The 16,621-nt window shown below is 44.1% G+C and carries 20 protein-coding genes and 4 tRNA genes; 2 read left to right on the top strand and 22 right to left on the bottom strand.

The genetic code is table 11. The annotated features are described in order from the left end of the window. Positions 1 to 3: 3 nt before the first annotated feature. The 5 genes from NSU16_RS02785 to NSU16_RS02765 form a co-directional block, all read right to left on the bottom strand. A tRNA-Gln gene (locus NSU16_RS02785) sits at positions 4 to 78 on the bottom strand. A gap of 12 nt (positions 79 to 90) precedes the next feature. Beyond that, positions 91 to 162, bottom strand: a tRNA-Glu gene (locus tag NSU16_RS02780). Between the two features lie 29 nt (positions 163 to 191). Beyond that, positions 192 to 282: transfer RNA gene (locus NSU16_RS02775), tRNA-Ser, on the bottom strand. Positions 283 to 287: 5 nt separating this feature from the next. Next, positions 288 to 362, bottom strand: a tRNA-Asn gene (locus NSU16_RS02770). Between the two features lie 122 nt (positions 363 to 484). Next, on the bottom strand, positions 485 to 937 hold the full coding sequence (locus tag NSU16_RS02765; protein WP_010333123.1) for a SprT family protein: 453 nt from the start codon (positions 935 to 937) through the stop codon (positions 485 to 487). A gap of 102 nt (positions 938 to 1,039) precedes the next feature. On the opposite strand from NSU16_RS02765, the gene cmpA reads away from it, so the two are divergent. After that, positions 1,040 to 1,153: a cortex morphogenetic protein CmpA gene (cmpA, locus tag NSU16_RS02760; RefSeq protein WP_003225207.1), complete on the top strand. Its 114-nt coding sequence runs from the start codon at positions 1,040 to 1,042 to the stop codon at positions 1,151 to 1,153. A gap of 9 nt (positions 1,154 to 1,162) precedes the next feature. Here the strand turns inward: cmpA and NSU16_RS02755 are convergent, their stop codons facing one another. The 14 genes from NSU16_RS02755 to acpS form a co-directional block, all read right to left on the bottom strand. Then, positions 1,163 to 3,322: a Tex family protein gene (locus tag NSU16_RS02755; protein WP_339192010.1), complete on the bottom strand. Its 2,160-nt coding sequence runs from the start codon at positions 3,320 to 3,322 to the stop codon at positions 1,163 to 1,165. A gap of 195 nt (positions 3,323 to 3,517) precedes the next feature. Further along, positions 3,518 to 4,117: a phosphoserine phosphatase RsbX gene (gene rsbX / locus NSU16_RS02750; protein ID WP_010333121.1), complete on the bottom strand. Its 600-nt coding sequence runs from the start codon at positions 4,115 to 4,117 to the stop codon at positions 3,518 to 3,520. Further along, positions 4,117 to 4,905: an RNA polymerase sigma factor SigB gene (sigB, locus tag NSU16_RS02745; protein ID WP_010333120.1), complete on the bottom strand. Its 789-nt coding sequence runs from the start codon at positions 4,903 to 4,905 to the stop codon at positions 4,117 to 4,119. Before sigB ends, rsbX begins: the two co-directional genes overlap by 1 nt. Further along, the gene (gene rsbW, locus NSU16_RS02740) at positions 4,871 to 5,353 is read right to left on the bottom strand and encodes an anti-sigma B factor RsbW (protein ID WP_010333119.1); all 483 of its coding nucleotides are present in this window, start codon (positions 5,351 to 5,353) and stop codon (positions 4,871 to 4,873) included. The genes sigB and rsbW overlap by 35 nt, the downstream gene beginning before the upstream one ends. Next, positions 5,350 to 5,679, bottom strand: coding sequence for an anti-sigma factor antagonist RsbV (rsbV, locus tag NSU16_RS02735; protein ID WP_268444340.1), 330 nt, complete (start codon positions 5,677 to 5,679; stop codon positions 5,350 to 5,352). The genes rsbW and rsbV overlap by 4 nt, the downstream gene beginning before the upstream one ends. Positions 5,680 to 5,740: 61 nt before the next feature. Further along, complete coding sequence (gene rsbU / locus NSU16_RS02730) at positions 5,741 to 6,748, bottom strand: phosphoserine phosphatase RsbU (protein WP_010333117.1); 1,008 nt, start codon at positions 6,746 to 6,748, stop codon at positions 5,741 to 5,743. An 11-nt stretch (positions 6,749 to 6,759) separates the two neighbouring features. Further along, positions 6,760 to 7,161 (bottom strand): serine/threonine-protein kinase RsbT, encoded by a 402-nt coding sequence (gene rsbT / locus NSU16_RS02725; protein WP_010333116.1) that lies wholly within the window; start codon positions 7,159 to 7,161, stop codon positions 6,760 to 6,762. Between the two features lie 3 nt (positions 7,162 to 7,164). After that, on the bottom strand, positions 7,165 to 7,530 hold the full coding sequence (gene rsbS / locus NSU16_RS02720) for an RsbT antagonist protein RsbS (RefSeq protein ID WP_010333115.1): 366 nt from the start codon (positions 7,528 to 7,530) through the stop codon (positions 7,165 to 7,167). A gap of 4 nt (positions 7,531 to 7,534) precedes the next feature. Next, positions 7,535 to 8,359: an RsbT co-antagonist protein RsbRA gene (gene rsbRA, locus NSU16_RS02715; protein ID WP_339192006.1), complete on the bottom strand. Its 825-nt coding sequence runs from the start codon at positions 8,357 to 8,359 to the stop codon at positions 7,535 to 7,537. Positions 8,360 to 8,475: 116 nt separating this feature from the next. Beyond that, positions 8,476 to 8,826: a type II toxin-antitoxin system endoribonuclease NdoA gene (gene ndoA / locus NSU16_RS02710; protein WP_003156187.1), complete on the bottom strand. Its 351-nt coding sequence runs from the start codon at positions 8,824 to 8,826 to the stop codon at positions 8,476 to 8,478. A 4-nt stretch (positions 8,827 to 8,830) separates the two neighbouring features. Then, on the bottom strand, positions 8,831 to 9,112 hold the full coding sequence (endB, locus tag NSU16_RS02705; protein ID WP_003225183.1) for a type II toxin-antitoxin system antitoxin EndoAI: 282 nt from the start codon (positions 9,110 to 9,112) through the stop codon (positions 8,831 to 8,833). A 117-nt stretch (positions 9,113 to 9,229) separates the two neighbouring features. Further along, positions 9,230 to 10,399, bottom strand: a complete 1,170-nt coding sequence (gene alr, locus NSU16_RS02700; RefSeq protein ID WP_168746988.1) for an alanine racemase — start codon at positions 10,397 to 10,399, stop codon at positions 9,230 to 9,232. Between the two features lie 116 nt (positions 10,400 to 10,515). Next, positions 10,516 to 11,532, bottom strand: a complete 1,017-nt coding sequence (locus NSU16_RS02695) for an outer membrane lipoprotein carrier protein LolA (protein ID WP_339192637.1) — start codon at positions 11,530 to 11,532, stop codon at positions 10,516 to 10,518. Positions 11,533 to 11,697: 165 nt separating this feature from the next. Beyond that, the gene (acpS, locus tag NSU16_RS02690) at positions 11,698 to 12,063 is read right to left on the bottom strand and encodes a holo-ACP synthase (protein WP_339192004.1); all 366 of its coding nucleotides are present in this window, start codon (positions 12,061 to 12,063) and stop codon (positions 11,698 to 11,700) included. 94 nt (positions 12,064 to 12,157) lie between these two features. Between acpS and NSU16_RS02685 the strand changes: the two genes are divergently transcribed. After that, on the top strand, positions 12,158 to 12,757 hold the full coding sequence (locus NSU16_RS02685; protein ID WP_326204179.1) for a rhomboid family intramembrane serine protease: 600 nt from the start codon (positions 12,158 to 12,160) through the stop codon (positions 12,755 to 12,757). On the opposite strand, the gene NSU16_RS02680 is transcribed toward NSU16_RS02685, so the two are convergent. The 3 genes from NSU16_RS02680 to cshA all read right to left on the bottom strand — a co-directional run bounded on the left by NSU16_RS02680 (position 12,754) and on the right by cshA (position 16,370). Next, positions 12,754 to 14,235 carry a PH domain-containing protein gene (locus NSU16_RS02680; RefSeq protein ID WP_339192001.1) on the bottom strand — a complete coding sequence of 494 codons (1,482 nt, stop codon included), beginning with the start codon at positions 14,233 to 14,235 and terminating at the stop codon, positions 12,754 to 12,756. The genes NSU16_RS02685 and NSU16_RS02680 overlap by 4 nt on opposite strands. Further along, a complete protein-coding gene (locus tag NSU16_RS02675; RefSeq protein WP_010333108.1) occupies positions 14,225 to 14,704 on the bottom strand; it encodes a PH domain-containing protein in 480 nt (159 codons plus the stop codon). The genes NSU16_RS02680 and NSU16_RS02675 overlap by 11 nt, the downstream gene beginning before the upstream one ends. A gap of 181 nt (positions 14,705 to 14,885) precedes the next feature. After that, the gene (gene cshA / locus NSU16_RS02670) at positions 14,886 to 16,370 is read right to left on the bottom strand and encodes an ATP-dependent RNA helicase CshA (RefSeq protein WP_168746984.1); all 1,485 of its coding nucleotides are present in this window, start codon (positions 16,368 to 16,370) and stop codon (positions 14,886 to 14,888) included. Positions 16,371 to 16,621: the final 251 nt, after the last annotated feature.

Below are 16,621 nucleotides of genomic sequence, written 5' to 3'. Positions count from 1 at the left end.
AAATGGCTGGGCTAGCTGGATTCGAACCAACGCATGACGGAGTCAAAGTCCGTTGCCTTACCGCTTGGCTATAGCCCAACGAAAATGGAATGACCCGTACGGGATTCGAACCCGTGTTACCGCCGTGAAAGGGCGGTGTCTTAACCGCTTGACCAACGGGCCGATGGTTGAGAACTTATATCGCAATCTTATGGCGGAGAAGGAGGGATTTGAACCCTCGCGCCGCTTACGCGACCTACACCCTTAGCAGGGGCGCCTCTTCAGCCACTTGAGTACTTCTCCAAATATGGCTCCACAGGCAGGATTCGAACCTGCGACCGATCGGTTAACAGCCGATAGCTCTACCACTGAGCTACTGTGGAATAATGAGACAAGATTCATTATATCAGGCTTGTCATTCAGAGTCAAGAGGAAATGTTTTTTATTTATCTCTCGTGACGACTTTTATAATGTAACATAGGCTTGCCAGTTTCGTCAACCTTTTTTACGAAAAAATTCTTTTTATTTTCCCGCGGCATTTTCCGCATCTGTATCTGTCAGGATTCATGGCGCGTCTCTTTATATACTGTTGGCCGCAAGCCGTACATATATACCTATATGTTTTTTTGCTTTCTGTTTTTTTCTTTAGAGGCGTACAGAAGCGGGGCGCATTGACTTGCTGGAGAAGCGTTCTGAAATCTCTGTCCCTGTGCTTGTATCCTTTTCCTTCAAGGTGAAGGTGATAATGGCACAGCTCATGCTTGATAATGCCGATCAGTTCCTCTCTGCCGTGCTCAATCAAATATTTTCTGTTCAATTCGATGTTATGAGAGGTTAACAGGTATCTTCCGCCGGTCGTTTTAAGTCTGTCGTTGAAAACAGCCTGATGTCGAAACGGCTTTTTGAAAAATGTGTTGGAAATATCCTCTGTAAGCTTTTGCAGCTCTTTATTATCCATGGTGCACCTCACTAAAAAAACATTGAACGGGACAATTCACTGTTCGCATACAATAGGGTAATCACCGCCCCTCTTATATCAAAGCTGAGGAGGAATGAGCCTATGCCAAATTGGCTGAAAAAACAGATGCAAAAAGCGTTCCTTGAAAAAGATAATTATCAAATTAAACTGCTGAATCAATGCTGGTATTTCTATAGGAAAAAACACTGCTCGTAAGCAGTGCTTTTATTTTACCATAGACAGTGATACTCTGCCTTTTTGCACATCGACACCGTCAACCCAAACCGTCACGATGTCACCGACGGATACAACATCAAGCGGATGCTTGACGAATTGATTGCTGAGTTTTGAAATGTGCACAAGCCCGTCCTGTTTGACTCCGATATCAACAAACGCTCCGAAGTCCACTACATTGCGCACGGTGCCCTGCAGCTCCATTCCTTCTTTCAGATCCTCCAGCTGAAGGACGTCTGTTTTCAGCAAAGGCTTAGGCACCTCATCACGCGGATCACGTTCAGGTCTTGTCAGCTGTTCACATATGTCCTTCAGCGTAATTTCACCGATTCCCAGTTCTTTTGCTGTTTCAGAAAGCTCCAGTTTGTTGATTTTGTCCTTCAATTCCTCCGTGCCGATTTGCTCTGTTGAAACACCGAGCTTTTTCAAAAGCGTTTTTGTTTCTTTATAGCTTTCCGGGTGGATTCCTGTTCTGTCCAAAGGCTCTGTCCCTTCCTGCACTCTTAAAAAGCCGATACATTGTTCATAGGTTTTCGCGCCGAGCCTTGGAATGTCTTTCAGTTCTTTTCGATTCGAAAATTTACCGAGCTCTTCCCGCTTTTTGACAATGTTGCCCGCTACGGACTTTGATAATCCCGCTACATACTGAAGCAGCGCCGCGGAAGCTGTGTTGACATTTACTCCTACCTGATTTACGACTGTCTCAACGACAAAGCGCAGAGATTCATTTAAGCGTTTTTGGCTGACGTCATGCTGATACTGTCCGACACCTACAGATTTCGGGTCAATTTTGACGAGTTCCGCAAGCGGATCTTGAAGTCTCCGTGCGATGGATACTGCACTGCGTTCCTCGACCTGAAGCTCAGGGAATTCTTCTCTGGCAAGCTCAGAAGCCGAATATACGCTTGCCCCCGCTTCATTGACAATCACATAATAAATATCACGCGGCGTGTCCTTCAGCACATTCACAATGAATTGCTCTGTCTCCCTGGAGGCTGTGCCGTTTCCAATCGCCACCATTTCCACTTGATACTTTTCTAGAATCGCTTTCACTTTCTCATGAGCTTCCTTCGTTTTTTTGACAGGTGCATGCGGGTAAATCACATCAATTTTTAAGACTTTCCCGGTTTCATCTGACACTGCCAGCTTACAGCCTGTTCGAAAAGCCGGATCTACACCGAGCACCGTCTTGCCTTTCATCGGCGGCTGAAGGAGAAGCTTTCTGAGGTTCTCAGAAAAAATATGAATCGCCTGTTCATCTGCTTTTTCTGACAGCTCTTTTCTGATTTCACGTTCAATGGCAGGCTGAATCAGTCTTTTGTAGCTGTCTTCAATCGTTTCCTGCAAGATTTCTTTTACAGACGTTGAACGGTTTTTGATGATTTGCTTTTCCAAGTAAGCCTTAATGTGATCTGCTGGCGGTTCGATAGACACCTTTAAAATGTCTTCTTTTTCGCCGCGATTCATGGCAAGCACTCTGTGCGGAACGACCTTTGCGATTGGCTCTTCATACTCGTAGTACATTTCGTACACGTTTTTTTCATCTGTGTCAGCTGATTTTCCGGCAGCTGACTTGATCGTTCCTTTTTTAAAGGTTTCCTGGCGAATCCATTTTCTGAAATTCGGTTCGTCCGAGATTTGTTCCGCAATAATATGCTTGGCGCCTTCAATGGCTTCTTCTCTGGTGAACACTTCTTTTTCTTCGCTGATATATTGGTCTGCTGTTTCTGCAAGGCGGTCATCTTGCGGAAGGGTCATGATATAGTCTGCAAGCGGCTCAAGACCTTTGTTTTTGGCGACTGTCGCTTTCGTTTTGCGCTTTTGTTTATACGGACGGTAGAGGTCTTCTACTTCCTGAAGTTTTACGGATTGGTCAATTTTGCGTTTTAATTCATCTGTTAGTTTATCCTGCTCAGCGATTAGCCTGATCACTTCTTCTTTTCGCTGATTCAGGTTTTGTATGTATTGCCATCGTTCAGAAATGGTCTGAATCTGAACCTCGTCCATTGAACCCGTCTGCTCTTTTCGATATCTGGCGATGAACGGAACTGTGTTGCCGTCCTCAAGAAGGCGGATGACGCTTTCAACATGTTTTTGTGATAAACCTATTTCTTTCGCAATTTGCTGTTTCAAAAGGGCTGACGTTTCCATGTAACCATAGCCTCCAATTTTGTCGTTCTTTCTCTAGTGTATCAAAAACAGAAAAAAACACATAAAAAAAGACAGCTGATGTATTCATTTCTAAAAGTTTCTGTAAACCGCCGCTCATAAAGTTCCGTAAGTGGCTTATTAATAGCCAGCTACAAAAAAAGAAGCCGGCTTTCCCAGCTTCTTTTTTCTACATTCCTAGGACAGCAGTCCAAGAATATATGTCAGATCGTCTCTTCTAGATGTCGTATACATTTTCAGCGAATTTGATATTTCTTCTACCGATTGGCCTTTTTTTAAGTGGGAGCGGATATCGGGTACGTTGAGTCCATCTGTATGTATAATGAACTTAGAACCCTTTTCATAGGTAGCGGTGTGCGTTTTGTATTTTTGCGGCTTGCCTGATAAATAGCCTGAAATCGGGAGAGGATAAAAGCTTTCACCAGACGGGGAATGCAGAATAAACTGTACATTTCCGACGGAGCAGTACGTAAACTGCCTTTGTTCAAAGTTAATTTTCAAAACAGAAGCTGTAGCCCCTCTTTTGTTTTTCATCGCCTGATTACAGCGTTCGATGATGCTTTGTACGTCTTCGTTCGCATAGTTTTCCACTAAGTCTTTGATTGCTGAAGAAGATTCGTTGGCAAGCGATCCGCTTCCAAGTCCGTCAGCTACCGCACAAATTAATTCTTGATCATCAGCTTTCATAAAAAAACTGTCACCGCAAATCGATTTTCCTTCTTTATTCAGTTGGTATACAAGGGTTTGAATATGCTCGTTTTCTTCAACCTGGATCATTACATTAACTCCATGGAGGGATCTTCAATCAAGGCCTCTCTGAGCTTCTTCACAGCTTTGCGCTGCAGACGCGAGACGTGCATTTGAGATATACCGAGAATGTCCCCAGTTTCTTTTTGACTTTTGTTTTGAATGTACGTTAGGTCTATAATTTGTTTTTCACGGTCTGACAGGACATGAAGCACGCTCTGCAGCATCATTTTCTGGTTCACCCGCTCATACCCATCCTCCTGTGAACCGACGATATCGAGAATGGTAACTGTGCTTCCGTCCGCATCTGCTTCAATACTGTGATCAACAGACAAGGCTTGATAGCTTTTGCCCATCTCCATGGTTTCAAGAACCTCTTCCTCTGATACATCGAGGAATTCAGCAATCTCTTCCACTTTCGGCGACCTTTGTGTTTCTGTCGTCAGCTGATCGACCGCCATTTTGATTCTCGGCCCCAGTTCTTTGATTCGTCTCGGAACATGAACGCTCCACGTCTTATCTCTGAGGAAACGTTTAATCTCCCCGATTATGGTCGGGATCGCAAAAGCTTCAAACGATTTGCCCACCACGGGATCATAGCGCTTTATCGCGCCGAGAAGCCCGATCATGCCGACTTGGCGGAGATCTTCGTGGAAGCTTTTGCCCTTTGAGTATTTCTTCGCAAGCATATCAACCAGATTCGTATACACCCGCACAAGCGTTTCCTGCGCCTGTTCATCTTGTTTTGTTTGGTAATCGCTTATGAGCCGATCGACTTCATCTTTAGTTAGTTTCGTAGTTTTTGATGGTTGTGTCATGATCAACTCGCTCCCCATTTAAATACTTTGTCATCGCTACGGTGACGCCGGAGTTGTTTTGCACTCTGACTTCATCCATGAGCGTTTCCATTAAATATAGACCGAGCCCTCCTTCTGATAATTGATCGACTGTGTGTGAAGGTGTGTACGGCCCAAGATCCTGCTGCTTTTCATCAAAATCAAAGCTGTCGCCTTCATCTGCCACAATGACCTCTAAACGATCCTCGAACACGCCGAATCGTATTGACACTTCCCCGTTTTTGTCTTCTTTATAAGCGTGCTGAACCGCATTTGTACAAGCTTCGCTCACTGCGATTTTCAGATCTTCAATTTCATCGTACGTATAGCCCATTCTGCTTGCAACGCCAGACAGAGTCAGCCGTATAATCCCTACGTATTCAGGCTGGGCCGGCACTTTCATTTCGATGTAATCAGCTTTGTTATTCATTGCACTCCACCTTCTGACTTTGCTGAAATATCAATGATGTCCTTAAGACCAGTAATTTCGAACAGACGGATCAGCCGGTCAGACAGATTTTCAAGCTTAAGGGAACCGCCTTGTTTTTTCACTGTTTTAAAAACGCCTACGAAGACGCCAAGTCCGGTACTGTCCATGTAGCTGACATTCTTCAGACAAATCCTTAAGTCTGCACCTTGTTCCGCCAGAGGAACGAGCTTTTCTCTGAGAACCGGCGCTGAATACACATCAATTTCTCCAGCAATGTTTACTTGTATATCATCGACATTCTGTTTCACATCAATATTTATATTCATTCGTTTCACCTCAAATTATCCTTTAAATAACTAGTAGTTATATACCCACGGCCGGCGAACGCTAAACCTTTCTTCTTAAAACAATTAACGTAAAATCATCATGAAGCTGAAAATCCTGCAATTTGAGGAGGCTGTCATAAATGTTTTTCACCATTTCCTGGGCATCGCAACACATATGTTCCTCAATGAGCTTTTGTATATCGTGACGCTCTAAGAAACCGTTTTCCGTCCTGCATTCTGTAACACCGTCAGAAAATAAAACAATCATATCTCCCTTTTCAAGTTGCTTGTCAAATTGCCTGTAGTCATAGTCTTGCGAAATTCCGAGGACCAGCCCTTTGGCATCTAAATCATAAAATGTATTGTCTTTTTGAGAATAGTAAAATCCCGGTTCATGTCCCGCTGAAGCGTATGTAAATCGATGATTGTCCGTATTGTAATTGGCATAAAACATCGTAATAAACATACTGGCATCAACGTTTTGTTCAACAACACGATTCAAGTTTTTCAGCACCTGTGATGGGTGAATGCCTGTTTCCGGCAAAGAATCCATTGCGTATTTAATCATAGACATACATAAAGCTGCTGGAATCCCTTTACCGATGACGTCAGCAATGGCAATATTAATGGACTCTTTGTCTTTAACAAAATGATAATAATCACCGCTCATCTGTTTGGCGGGCACACTGATCGCGCCAATGTCCAGCGCTTCTTCCTCCGGAATTTTTGTTCCTAGAAGCGTCTGCTGTACATTAGCTGCAATTTCAATTTCTGATTTGATTTCCTGCTGTATCCCCCTAAGGGTTTGATGCTCCTGATAAGCCATTCCATATCCAATCATGACTTCAATTAAAAAATCCAGCGAATGAAAAACATCTTCCGGGAGACTTGGATACAGCTCCTTCAGCACTTTTCGGTGAATGCTGATGATTTCTTCCGGAGGAATTTGATGCTCGATTGTTTTTCGGCTGAATTTTTGGGCCTGATATAAAGATGTTTCCGTTAATTCGGCTATATATCGATTAAGCAGCTGATGATACCGCTGCTCAATAACCTCCCTAAAATCCACTTTCTTACCTCCTACCGAAGCCATTTAATGGCTTGTATCTCTGTACCTTCCCCCGTTACGGAATTTAAACTGAATTCATCCATCAGCCTTTTCACACCGGGAAGTCCCGCTCCGAGTCCGCCTGACGTGGAAAACCCGTCTTCCATGACTTTACGGATATCTGGAATCCCCGGCCCTTTGTCTTCCGCTATAATTTTCAGGCCCTTTTTTCCTCTATCTGTGACCTGTTCAATCCCAATCTGGCCCTTGCCGGCATATAAATAAATGTTTCTGGCTAATTCTGATATAGCCGTTGTGATCCTTGCCTGGTCTACCGTGCCGAAACCCAGCTCTTTTGCAACGTTTCGTCCCAGTTGTCTGGCGGCCACAATATCCCATTCTGTCATGATTTTTACACAGGATTGGTCGTTCATTCGCTATTCCCCCAATTCCCGCTTCAATGTCTCAAGCCCCTGCTCTAAGTCGAGCGCAGTTTCGATTTCCTCAAGTGCAATTCCAAGTTCAATCAGCGTAACTGCAACGGCAGGCTGAATGCCGGTTAAGACAACTTTTGCCCCCATTAACTTAGACATTGTAATGACGTCGCCCAGCACTTTAGCGATAAATGAATCTATTATATCTACAGATGTCAGGTCAATCACGACTCCGTTAGCACCTGTTTCATAAATTTTATTTAATAAGTCTTCTTGAAAGGTTAATGCGGTTTGATCATCTAGTTCCCATTGAATAGATACTAATAAGCAATTATACAGTTTCAAGATCGGGATTTTCGGATGTCTCACAATGTTATTCCCCCAATGAAACGATTTTTCGATCCGTCATTTCCAATGCTGTTTGAATTCCTTTTTGCAGGGTATTCTTAGTTATAACTTGAGATAAATCAATGCCCAGGTTGACGATTGTCTGAGCAATTTCCGGCCGGATTCCGGCGAGCAGGCATTTCGCTCCGACAAGCCTTACAGCCTCAGACGCCTGAATAATATGGTGGGCAACCATCGTGTCAACGACAGGAACACCTGTAATGTCTATCAACACGACTTGTGACCGGTGTTTAACAACGCCGTTAAGAAGGTTTTCCATAATTCTTTTTGCGCGTTCGGTATCAATTGTTCCGACCAGCGGCATTACGGTGATATTTTCAAACACTGGGATGAGCGGCGCAGATAGCTCCTGCAGCGCAATTTTTTGCAGAGATACCGTTTTTTCCCATGAAATTGAGTATTGGTTAAAAATCTCAGTATTAATCGGGCTGAAAAAGCGGTCGATCTGCCAGATTAATTCCGTACTCTCTTGATCTGGCAATCTCTTATCGTTCATCTTCGTGTAGAGGCGTTTCCAGAATTCAGCTAGCACCGTAGCCAGAAACTTTAAAGAGAGTCCGATTTGAACAGCTCTTAACGCCAGTTCGCTAATTTGGCTTTCAGCAGCACTGTCATCCTTAACAGATGAGAGCAGGATGTCGATATATTCTCTAGATATATTTTCATACACTTGGTGAGTCAGCTGATAGGATTCTTGCTCGCTTAATTCTTTTAGTGTGTCAGTCCACAGTTGGAGCAGTTCATTTTGATTCTCGGCAATGAACTGATATACAGTCTGGTTCGACATCAAATTCGCTTACCTCCCGATAAAAAACAACATATTTTTTTCGTTATTCCACTATTATATCGTTAATTTTTTTTGAAAACAAAAAAAGTTGCTCTATTTGAGCAACTAGGCAAATATTACTAAAAATCAATGAGTGCCAAACTGATCTGTAAGGCTTCATCAACCTTATCCATCATTTCATCATCCAGATGAGTAATCTTATCCGTTAACCTTTGCTTGTCAATCGTCCGAATTTGCTCCAGCAAAATAACGGAATCTCTTTCAAAACCGTAGCGTTTTGCATCAATTTCGACGTGGGTTGGTAATTTCGCTTTCTGTATTTGGGCTGTTATGGCTGCAACAATAGCAGTTGGGCTGAAGCGATTTCCGATGTCATTTTGGATCACTAAAACCGGGCGCACCCCGCCTTGCTCTGAGCCAACAACAGGAGATAAATCAGCAAAATAAACATCGCCGCGTTTCACAATCAAATGATTATCCTCCGCTGACTAAGCGCTCAACTGTCGTTTCAGCCTCGCACTCCGCAAAGTGAGCCTCGGAAGAAATATTCAGGTTGATCTTCGCCATTTCCATATAGCCGCGTCTCATCAAATCACGGTTGTGACGAGTTGTTCGTTCGCTGACATAGGCTCTCACTGCTTGTGATATCAGTTCGTTTCTGCTTCGTTTCTCCCGCATCGCTACACCATCCAATTCAGCTACTAGGTTTTCGGGCAAGCTGATTTTCATTTCGGTTCTTGCGCTGGATTCAGACAAAAAACATACACCTCCACCAAACTTACGGATACGACTCTTTTATCCATCCAGTGATAATGATACCATTATTCACTCATCAAGCAAAGCTGTTTTAAAAATTCTCTATTGTGATATGAGCTATTTGCTTGCATTCCCCTGCAATAAAGGATTTCTCACTTCCATTATACTCCCATTTTCCAAAAACATACGGGGGACGCGCGAACTTATTGTACAAGCTACCTCGTAGTTAATGGTTTCGAGCCTGCCTGCGATCTCATCCATGGAAATATATTCATCCCCCTGGCGGCCGATTAATGTGACTTTTGTGCCAGGCGGATATTCATGATCCAGCTCCACCATAAATTGGTCCATGCAGATTCGGCCGGCGATTTTCAGCCGTTTTCCTTTCACGAGTATCTCTGTTCCCTTTAATTTGCGGAGCCAGCCGTCCGCATAGCCAACGGGCACCGTTCCGATCCACGTGTCTTTTTCCGCTGTGTATTCCGCCCCGTAGCTGACACTTTCCCCTTTGTGTACTTTTTTGACATGCGACAGGGTCGAATGCAGGGTGAATGCGGGTCGCAGTTTAAACGGGATTTCATCGGTAATTTCCGCTGACGGACGAAGGCCGTACATGCCGATGCCAAATCTGACCGCGTTAAAAAAGCCTTTTTTCAGACGCAGTCCGGCGGCGCTGTTGGCGCAGTGAACCATCAGTTTCTTTAAAGGCAGAGGAGCAATCAATTCTTTAAAGCGTTCAAACTGCATCAAAAAGTAGCCTCTTTGTTTTTCATCAGCAGTCGCAAAATGAGTGAAGACCCCTTTGCATTTCAAGCCCGGATTTCGCTCCAGGATTGTCATCACGTGATGAATCTCTTCTTCTGTTTTCACGCCGAGCCTGTTCATTCCCGTATCGACTTTCAGATGAAAATGAAGGGAAGCTTTCTTGAGGTGGCGAGCAGCTTCTTGAAGCCATTCAACAGAATACCCCGTTAAAGTCACGTCGTATTCCGCTGCGATTTTCACATACTCCGGAGGAACCGCGCCGAGCACCAATATCGGCGCTGTCAGGCCCCGCTGGCGAAGAGAAATTGCTTCATCCAAGATTGCCACGGCTAAGCATGAAGCACCTGCCTCAAGAGCAGCCTTCGCTACTTCTGCATCCCCATGTCCATAGGCATTTGCTTTCACAACCGCCATCAGGTGGACCTGTTCACCAATGTGTTTTTTCATATTACTGACATTTTCTTTAATCGCAGACAGATCAATTTCCGCCCACGTGTCTCTGTAAAAAGGTTTTGTGCTCATTTATGACACTTCCTAGCGTTTATTCAATATCATTTACATATCATACTAAAATTATAGGGCAAAGTGAAATTCTGCCTGACGAAAAAAAGGCCAAATTGTATTCGGCCTTTAGGAGATTATTTGGATGATTGTCCCTGCATGCTTTTGGCGACTGTCACCATCTCCTCTTGTGACAGATCTTTAGATGACAGAAGATAATCTACGCCTTCGCAAGTCCATGTTAGCGAGGCATCTGATAAGGCGCCAATTGTGTAGCCAAGATTAACCGGTTCCGCGTTTAGCGTAACTGAGGAGGAAGCTTTCGCAACCTGGGCTTTCTCCTGAATCAAGGTAAACGATTTTTCTCCGCCGTAAGTCATGATGACGCGCTTGCCATCTTCCGTTGAAATATCTTTTTCTTCAAGCAGTTTTACGCCTAGCGGCAGTTCGAGCGGCGTTTTAACGGCAAAAGAGTCGGAAGGTTTCGCGCTAGTGGCAACATCCATTTGAGAAAGGGTCATATTTTTCTTTTCGTCAAAGGACTCTTTATCAAATTGCTTATTGAATTGGAAGCTGCTGAACTCTACTTTCACCATCACTTTTCGGTCGGTATCCATGACTTTGACAGATAACGGGCTCATGTCCTTCTTGTTAAATGTGATTTCTTGTGTTGGAAGCATTTTGTTATGCTGATAGTTCGTTTTTGTTTCAAATACGTATTTTGATTCTTTTGAAGTGAAGACTGCATCCGAATCGTTTTGAATATCCTTCACTAGCGATTCAAACAAATAGACTTGGCTGCTGTTGTTCGGCCAGTCGCTTTGAAATCTGAAGCTCTTATTTAAAGACGGTGTGAGAACAAATACTCCGTTTTCGTTTCGTAAAATGACTTGGTTTTGGTCCTTTTTCGGATTTTCTAGATAGACCCGATACAGAGACGGTTTTTTGTGCCAAATTTCCACATTGTATACTTGCGGGTCACTCCCTGTCTCAATGGTCATTTTTGCTTTTGCTTTGTACGAGGTATATTCTTTCGCCTTCTCGTCCAGCCCGGTAACGACATCTTCCTGTGATTTTTGTCCGCAGGCAGAAAGAATAAGGACAGCCAGCAGTCCCGTTAAAAGCAAAACAAAGCTTTTTCTCACCTTTTTCAACCCCTTTTTCTCAATTGATGTAAAAGGAAGAAATCGCTTGTTTGACTTTAACGGTACGCTCGGTAAACGTTTAAACAGAACAGAGGCGTACCATAAAAGCCTCAAACAACTCGTCTCCCTTAATGCATTATCAAATATATGAGAGGGGTGTCCCTAATATGCAGACTAGCTTGACAACCTTTCAATGACAACCTGTGCAGCCGCATATTCCTTCGTATGAGTGATCGATACATGAACGGCGGCTTGGCTCAGCTTTGCGCAAACAATAAAAGGTTTGCCATTCGAATCTTTTGTGATTTCAATGTCATGAAAGCTTAGGTTCTTGCCTATTCCTGTGCCGTATGCTTTCGAAAAAGCTTCTTTTGCCGCAAATCTTCCTGCAAGAAATTCAATTTTTCTTTTCTCAGAAAGCTCCTGATACTGAGCAAACTCGCCGCCTGTTAAAATGCGCTCGGCAAATCGTTTTTGGCGATCAGCCATTGAAGCGATCCGGTTAAGTTCAATGATGTCCAATCCTATACCGTAAATCATATTTTACAACCTCCTTTGCCCTCGTACTATTTGAATGGTTTGTCTCATAAACGTGTTACTATAGAAATACCAAATTTAAGAAATGGGGCTCGGCATGTTTATACGGACTGAAAACTTTCAAACCTTTGTCAGGCTTTATCCCGTTGTCACCTTTATATTGGCTGCTCAGGCCGTTCTCTGGCTGTTCTTTTCACTTCCTGTTCCTTCAGTCGCGTTGTGGAGAGACGCTCTCACAGGCTATAACCTTGGCGTCGCTAACGGAGAATGGTGGCGGCTGGTCACGCCGATTTTCCTTCACGCAGGGTTTACCCATCTGCTGTTTAATTCAATGTCCATCTTTTTATTTGCACCGGCTCTGGAACGAATGCTTGGAAAAGCGCGTTTCCTTCTTGTGTATGCAGGCTCCGGAATGATCGGAAACATCGGCACGTATTTTACAGAACCGCTGGATTATCTGCATGTCGGGGCTTCTGGCGCGATTTTCGGGCTGTTCGGCGTTTATCTGTTTATGGTTCTTTTTCGTAAAGAGCTGATCGGACAGGACAATTCCAAAATGATTCTCACATTGCTTGCCTTTGCCGTTCTCATGTCGTTTATCAACTCCAATATTAACATGATGGCCCACCTGTTTGGACTTTGCGGCGGGTTTCTCCTGTCTTTTTTATGTGTACAAAAAAAAGAGCGGCGGTATTAACCGTCCGCTTTTTCATATGAGTACCAATTTAAAATGAAATCTGCATCCTCTTCTCCCACATCTCTCACCGTTAATTCTTCCATATGGCTCGACGATTTTACCGAGGTGGAAAGGGTATACAGCTTCCCCTTCTTTTGAAAATAAGATTGGCTCGCCTTGCATACCTGCATTCGCTTTCTCAACACAATTGCAGTCGTTCTGCCGATAAACCTCGATGTCAGCTGGAGACGGTCTCCGCTGATTACCCAGGCCGCATCCTTATAGGCAAGATACCCGAAAAACAACTCAATCGGCAGCAGAACAATCGAGAAATAGCCCCATGGCTGGAAGAAAATACAGAGTGGAATGATTAAAAAAATGGAGAAAATGGTTGAGCGGAATAAGTACCGCTTCAATGCGCGCCGCGGCAGATGGCGGCGATTTTCTTTCACCGTGTATTCCGGCGTAAAAGTACGCAGCATGCCGGGAAGCTTTTTTTTGTGAATCATCGGAAACAGAATGGTCGAAGCGCCCTCTGCTTTTTCCGAGTCTCCTCCGCCGCCCGCGCTGACGATTGACACCGTCGCAAAACCGAAAAGCTGGCGGATGATGTTTTCTTTTATTTTGATGGCTTGTATTTTGCGAAGCGGTATGGTGACTTGGTGTTTTTCAATAATACCCCTTGAGATCACCAATTCCTGCTCTTTTTTAATGATTTGAAAGTTAGCATATTTGAACATCATGCCGGCTATGCTGAGAATCCAGGTGATAAATAAACCGATAAAGATAAGCACGGCGTATATGCCTATGTTGGCGTGCTGCAGAAAGGAGAATTTCCCGAAGAGCCAATCCATCGGCAGCACCTCGTCCAGCTGAGAAATGAGCGCAAATACAGCAGAGATAATTACGCCGATCCCTCCAGATGTTGAAGCGGCCATGAGTAATTCTTTTGCATTCATGCTGTAGCTCACCTGCGGCTCCGCATCCGGGACCGCCTCTTTAGCCTCTGACAGGCCTTCCTCAGTATCGATTGAATGTCTTTCTGCTTTTTTCTTAAATACGGCTTCTTTAATTCTTTCAGCTTCTTCAACTGAAATAGCCGATAATACCGCTTCCGCCTCTTTGCCGCCTCCAGCCGTTTCAATTTGCAGTTTGACAAGCTTGAAAATTTGCTGGACCACTCCCGCACTCGTATTCATTGTCTGAATCCGGTCAATCGATATGTATCTCTTTTTCGTTACAAACAAGCCTTCTTCGATTCTAAATTCATCATCTTCGATTCGATAGGAAAACTTTCTCCATTTGATAATGCTTGCTGCCACGAGCCAGATGAACAAAACGCCGAGCGCGATGGCTCCGTAAAAACGGACAGTGTGATTAGAGTTGACGATATACACAAAAAAGAATGGCAGAATGATATTTTTTATCGTTTGAATAATGGTATGGGATAAATTCAAAATGACTGCCGCCGGATGAAGGCGCTTCGGTTCAGACATCATCGTCAGTCACCCTTGCCAGGCGCGAAATGGAGTCTCTCAGCTGATCCGCTTCCTTCATCTCTAAAGCAGGAATCGAATGCACAGTTGCCGCCGTAAAAATCTTCACTGTTGCCAGATTGTATTTTCTTAATAACGGCCCTTGTGAGGTGTCTACGTGCTGGACCCTGACCATCGGTACAATCACGCGTGTCACAACAAAGATACCCGATTGAATGTCTATTTCATTTTCATGAACCTCGTAACGCCACACTTTGTGCCGGACCTTTGGAATCAGATAAACCGTCACGACCGAACCCAGCAGCCAAACTGCGCCGAGCACGCCGCTGATCCAGTACGGCCAATGAAAAAAATAACTTAACACTGCAACTGCTATGACAATAAGCAAGCAGACAGCGGATATCATTATCTCCTGAAGTCGCCAAACCTTTAATCCGTCTGGACTGATTTGGTTTTTTGGCTGCTCTCTCAAAATACCTACCTCCCGTTTTTATCATCGTTACTTATACGCACTTATGCAGAAAAAGTTTCATCTTTAAGCATACATAGAATAAACGGTTCCGTCAGCTGAAAGTTTGCTTAATGGTCATGCATTTGAACATAAAAAAAGCCCAAAACAACTCATGTTTTAGGCTCTTATATTCTTTACAGAATTAGTATGATTTTTTCTGGCGTCTGTCACCTGAAGAACGGCGATCGCTTGAACGCTTTTTATCATAGGAAGAACGGTTGTTGCTTTTCCCTTTACCGCCACGGTAGCCGCCGCCTTGTCCGTCTCTGCGTTTAGAAGTGCGTTGGTTTTTGTAGCGTTTGCCGATCATCGGCGCTTCGTCTGTTAAGCGAACAGGCGTGCTATCCGGCTCTTTTGTAGCCATTTTGATAGCTGCTGCAACCACTGTCACTGCATCATGATCTTCAAGCAGCTCAGCTGCCGCTGTCATGTAGAAGTTCAAGTTGTTTTCGCTGATTGTCGTACGAAGACGATCAACTGTAACCTGCTGCTGGCCTTCTAACGCTTCATCTAGTGTCGGCTCTTTCATGCGGTCCATTTTGCGTTTCGTTGTCTGTTCAATTGCGCGAAGCATGCTTATCTCACGCGGTGTGATAAACGTCATCGCCATACCTGTTTTTCCTGCGCGGCCTGTTCTTCCGATACGGTGAACATAGCTTTCAGGATCTTGAGGCACGTCGAAGTTGTACACGTGTGTAACACCTGAGATATCGAGTCCGCGAGCTGCAACATCAGTTGCAACAAGTACTTCGATTGCACCTTCTTTAAATTTGCGAAGCGCAACCATACGTTTCGCCTGCGTTAAATCACCGTGAATTCCTTCAGCTGCATATCCGCGAAGGTTCAGGGCTTCTGCCAGTTCATCAACACGGCGTTTGGTACGTCCGAATACAATCGCAAGCTCAGGAGACTGAATGTCAAGAAGACGAGTCAGTGTGTCGAACTTTTTACGTTCCTGCACTTCCAAATAGAACTGCTGAATGTTAGAAACAGTCATTTCTTTTGCTTTTACTTTTACGTGTTCAGGCTCAGTCATGAAACGCTCTGCAATGCGTTTGATCGGCGCTGGCATCGTAGCTGAGAACAGAAGCGTCTGATGCTCGCTCGGCACATTTGAAAGAATAGATTCAATGTCGTCGATGAACCCCATATTCAGCATTTCATCCGCTTCATCCATTACAACTGTATTTACATTGTTTAAACGAATTGTGCGGCGGTTAATGTGGTCAAGAAGACGTCCCGGTGTTCCGACAATGACATGCGGATTTTTCTTTAACGCCCGGATTTGTCGTCCAATATCCTGCCCACCGTAAATAGGAAGAACTTTCGCACGTTTATCTTGTCCGATTTTATATAATTCTTCAGATACTTGAATGGCTAGTTCACGGGTTGGTGCGATTACGATTGCTTGAATATTAGGAGACTCGGGGTTAATTTTCTCAACAAGGGGTATACCAAACGCAGCTGTTTTACCTGTACCTGTTTGCGCTTGTCCAATGACATCTTTATTTGAAAGTCCGAGCGGAATCGTTTGTGCCTGAATCGGCGTTGCTTCTTCAAATCCCATACGGTTAATTGCCTTCATGAGATCAGAACTTAATTGAAAATCTTGAAACGTTATAGTCAAATTATTCAAACTCCTTCTAATTGCTGTTTCAGTAATGTCGTGATTTACCACTTAAAAACTGCCCTCCATGGAAAAAGGACAGGATCCTTACGTATACAAAGCCCGAATTACTTTAAGTTTTATCTTACCATTACACTACATGTTTTTCAATAACGCGGTAAGCAGATCAGCATTTTGAATGCGCTCTCTGACCTGCTAACCAAATATGCCGGACATGCCCAATCCCGCTCCTTGTGTCCGCGGAAAACCTA

Origin of the sequence: Bacillus sp. FSL K6-1003, from assembly GCF_037964945.1 — a bacterium.
Classification (GTDB): domain Bacteria; phylum Bacillota; class Bacilli; order Bacillales; family Bacillaceae; genus Bacillus; species Bacillus mojavensis.
The sequence above is the reverse complement of the archived record's forward strand: the minus strand, read 5'-3'. Positions and strand labels throughout refer to the sequence as shown.

Coding starts and splice junctions, on each gene's coding strand:
- NSU16_RS02765 (WP_010333123.1), bottom strand. CDS start 937: ATGGATAATAAAGAGCTGCAAAAGCTTACAGAGGATATTTCCAACACA.
- cmpA (WP_003225207.1), top strand. CDS start 1,040: ATGCCAAATTGGCTGAAAAAACAGATGCAAAAAGCGTTCCTTGAAAAA.
- NSU16_RS02755 (WP_339192010.1), bottom strand. CDS start 3,322: ATGGAAACGTCAGCCCTTTTGAAACAGCAAATTGCGAAAGAAATAGGT.
- rsbX (WP_010333121.1), bottom strand. CDS start 4,117: ATGATCCAGGTTGAAGAAAACGAGCATATTCAAACCCTTGTATACCAA.
- sigB (WP_010333120.1), bottom strand. CDS start 4,905: ATGACACAACCATCAAAAACTACGAAACTAACTAAAGATGAAGTCGAT.
- rsbW (WP_010333119.1), bottom strand. CDS start 5,353: ATGAATAACAAAGCTGATTACATCGAAATGAAAGTGCCGGCCCAGCCT.
- rsbV (WP_268444340.1), bottom strand. CDS start 5,679: ATGAATATAAATATTGATGTGAAACAGAATGTCGATGATATACAAGTA.
- rsbT (WP_010333116.1), bottom strand. CDS start 7,161: ATGAACGACCAATCCTGTGTAAAAATCATGACAGAATGGGATATTGTG.
- alr (WP_168746988.1), bottom strand. CDS start 10,399: ATGAGCACAAAACCTTTTTACAGAGACACGTGGGCGGAAATTGATCTG.
- acpS (WP_339192004.1), bottom strand. CDS start 12,063: ATGATTTACGGTATAGGATTGGACATCATTGAACTTAACCGGATCGCT.
- NSU16_RS02685 (WP_326204179.1), top strand. CDS start 12,158: ATGTTTATACGGACTGAAAACTTTCAAACCTTTGTCAGGCTTTATCCC.
- NSU16_RS02680 (WP_339192001.1), bottom strand. CDS start 14,235: ATGATGTCTGAACCGAAGCGCCTTCATCCGGCGGCAGTCATTTTGAAT.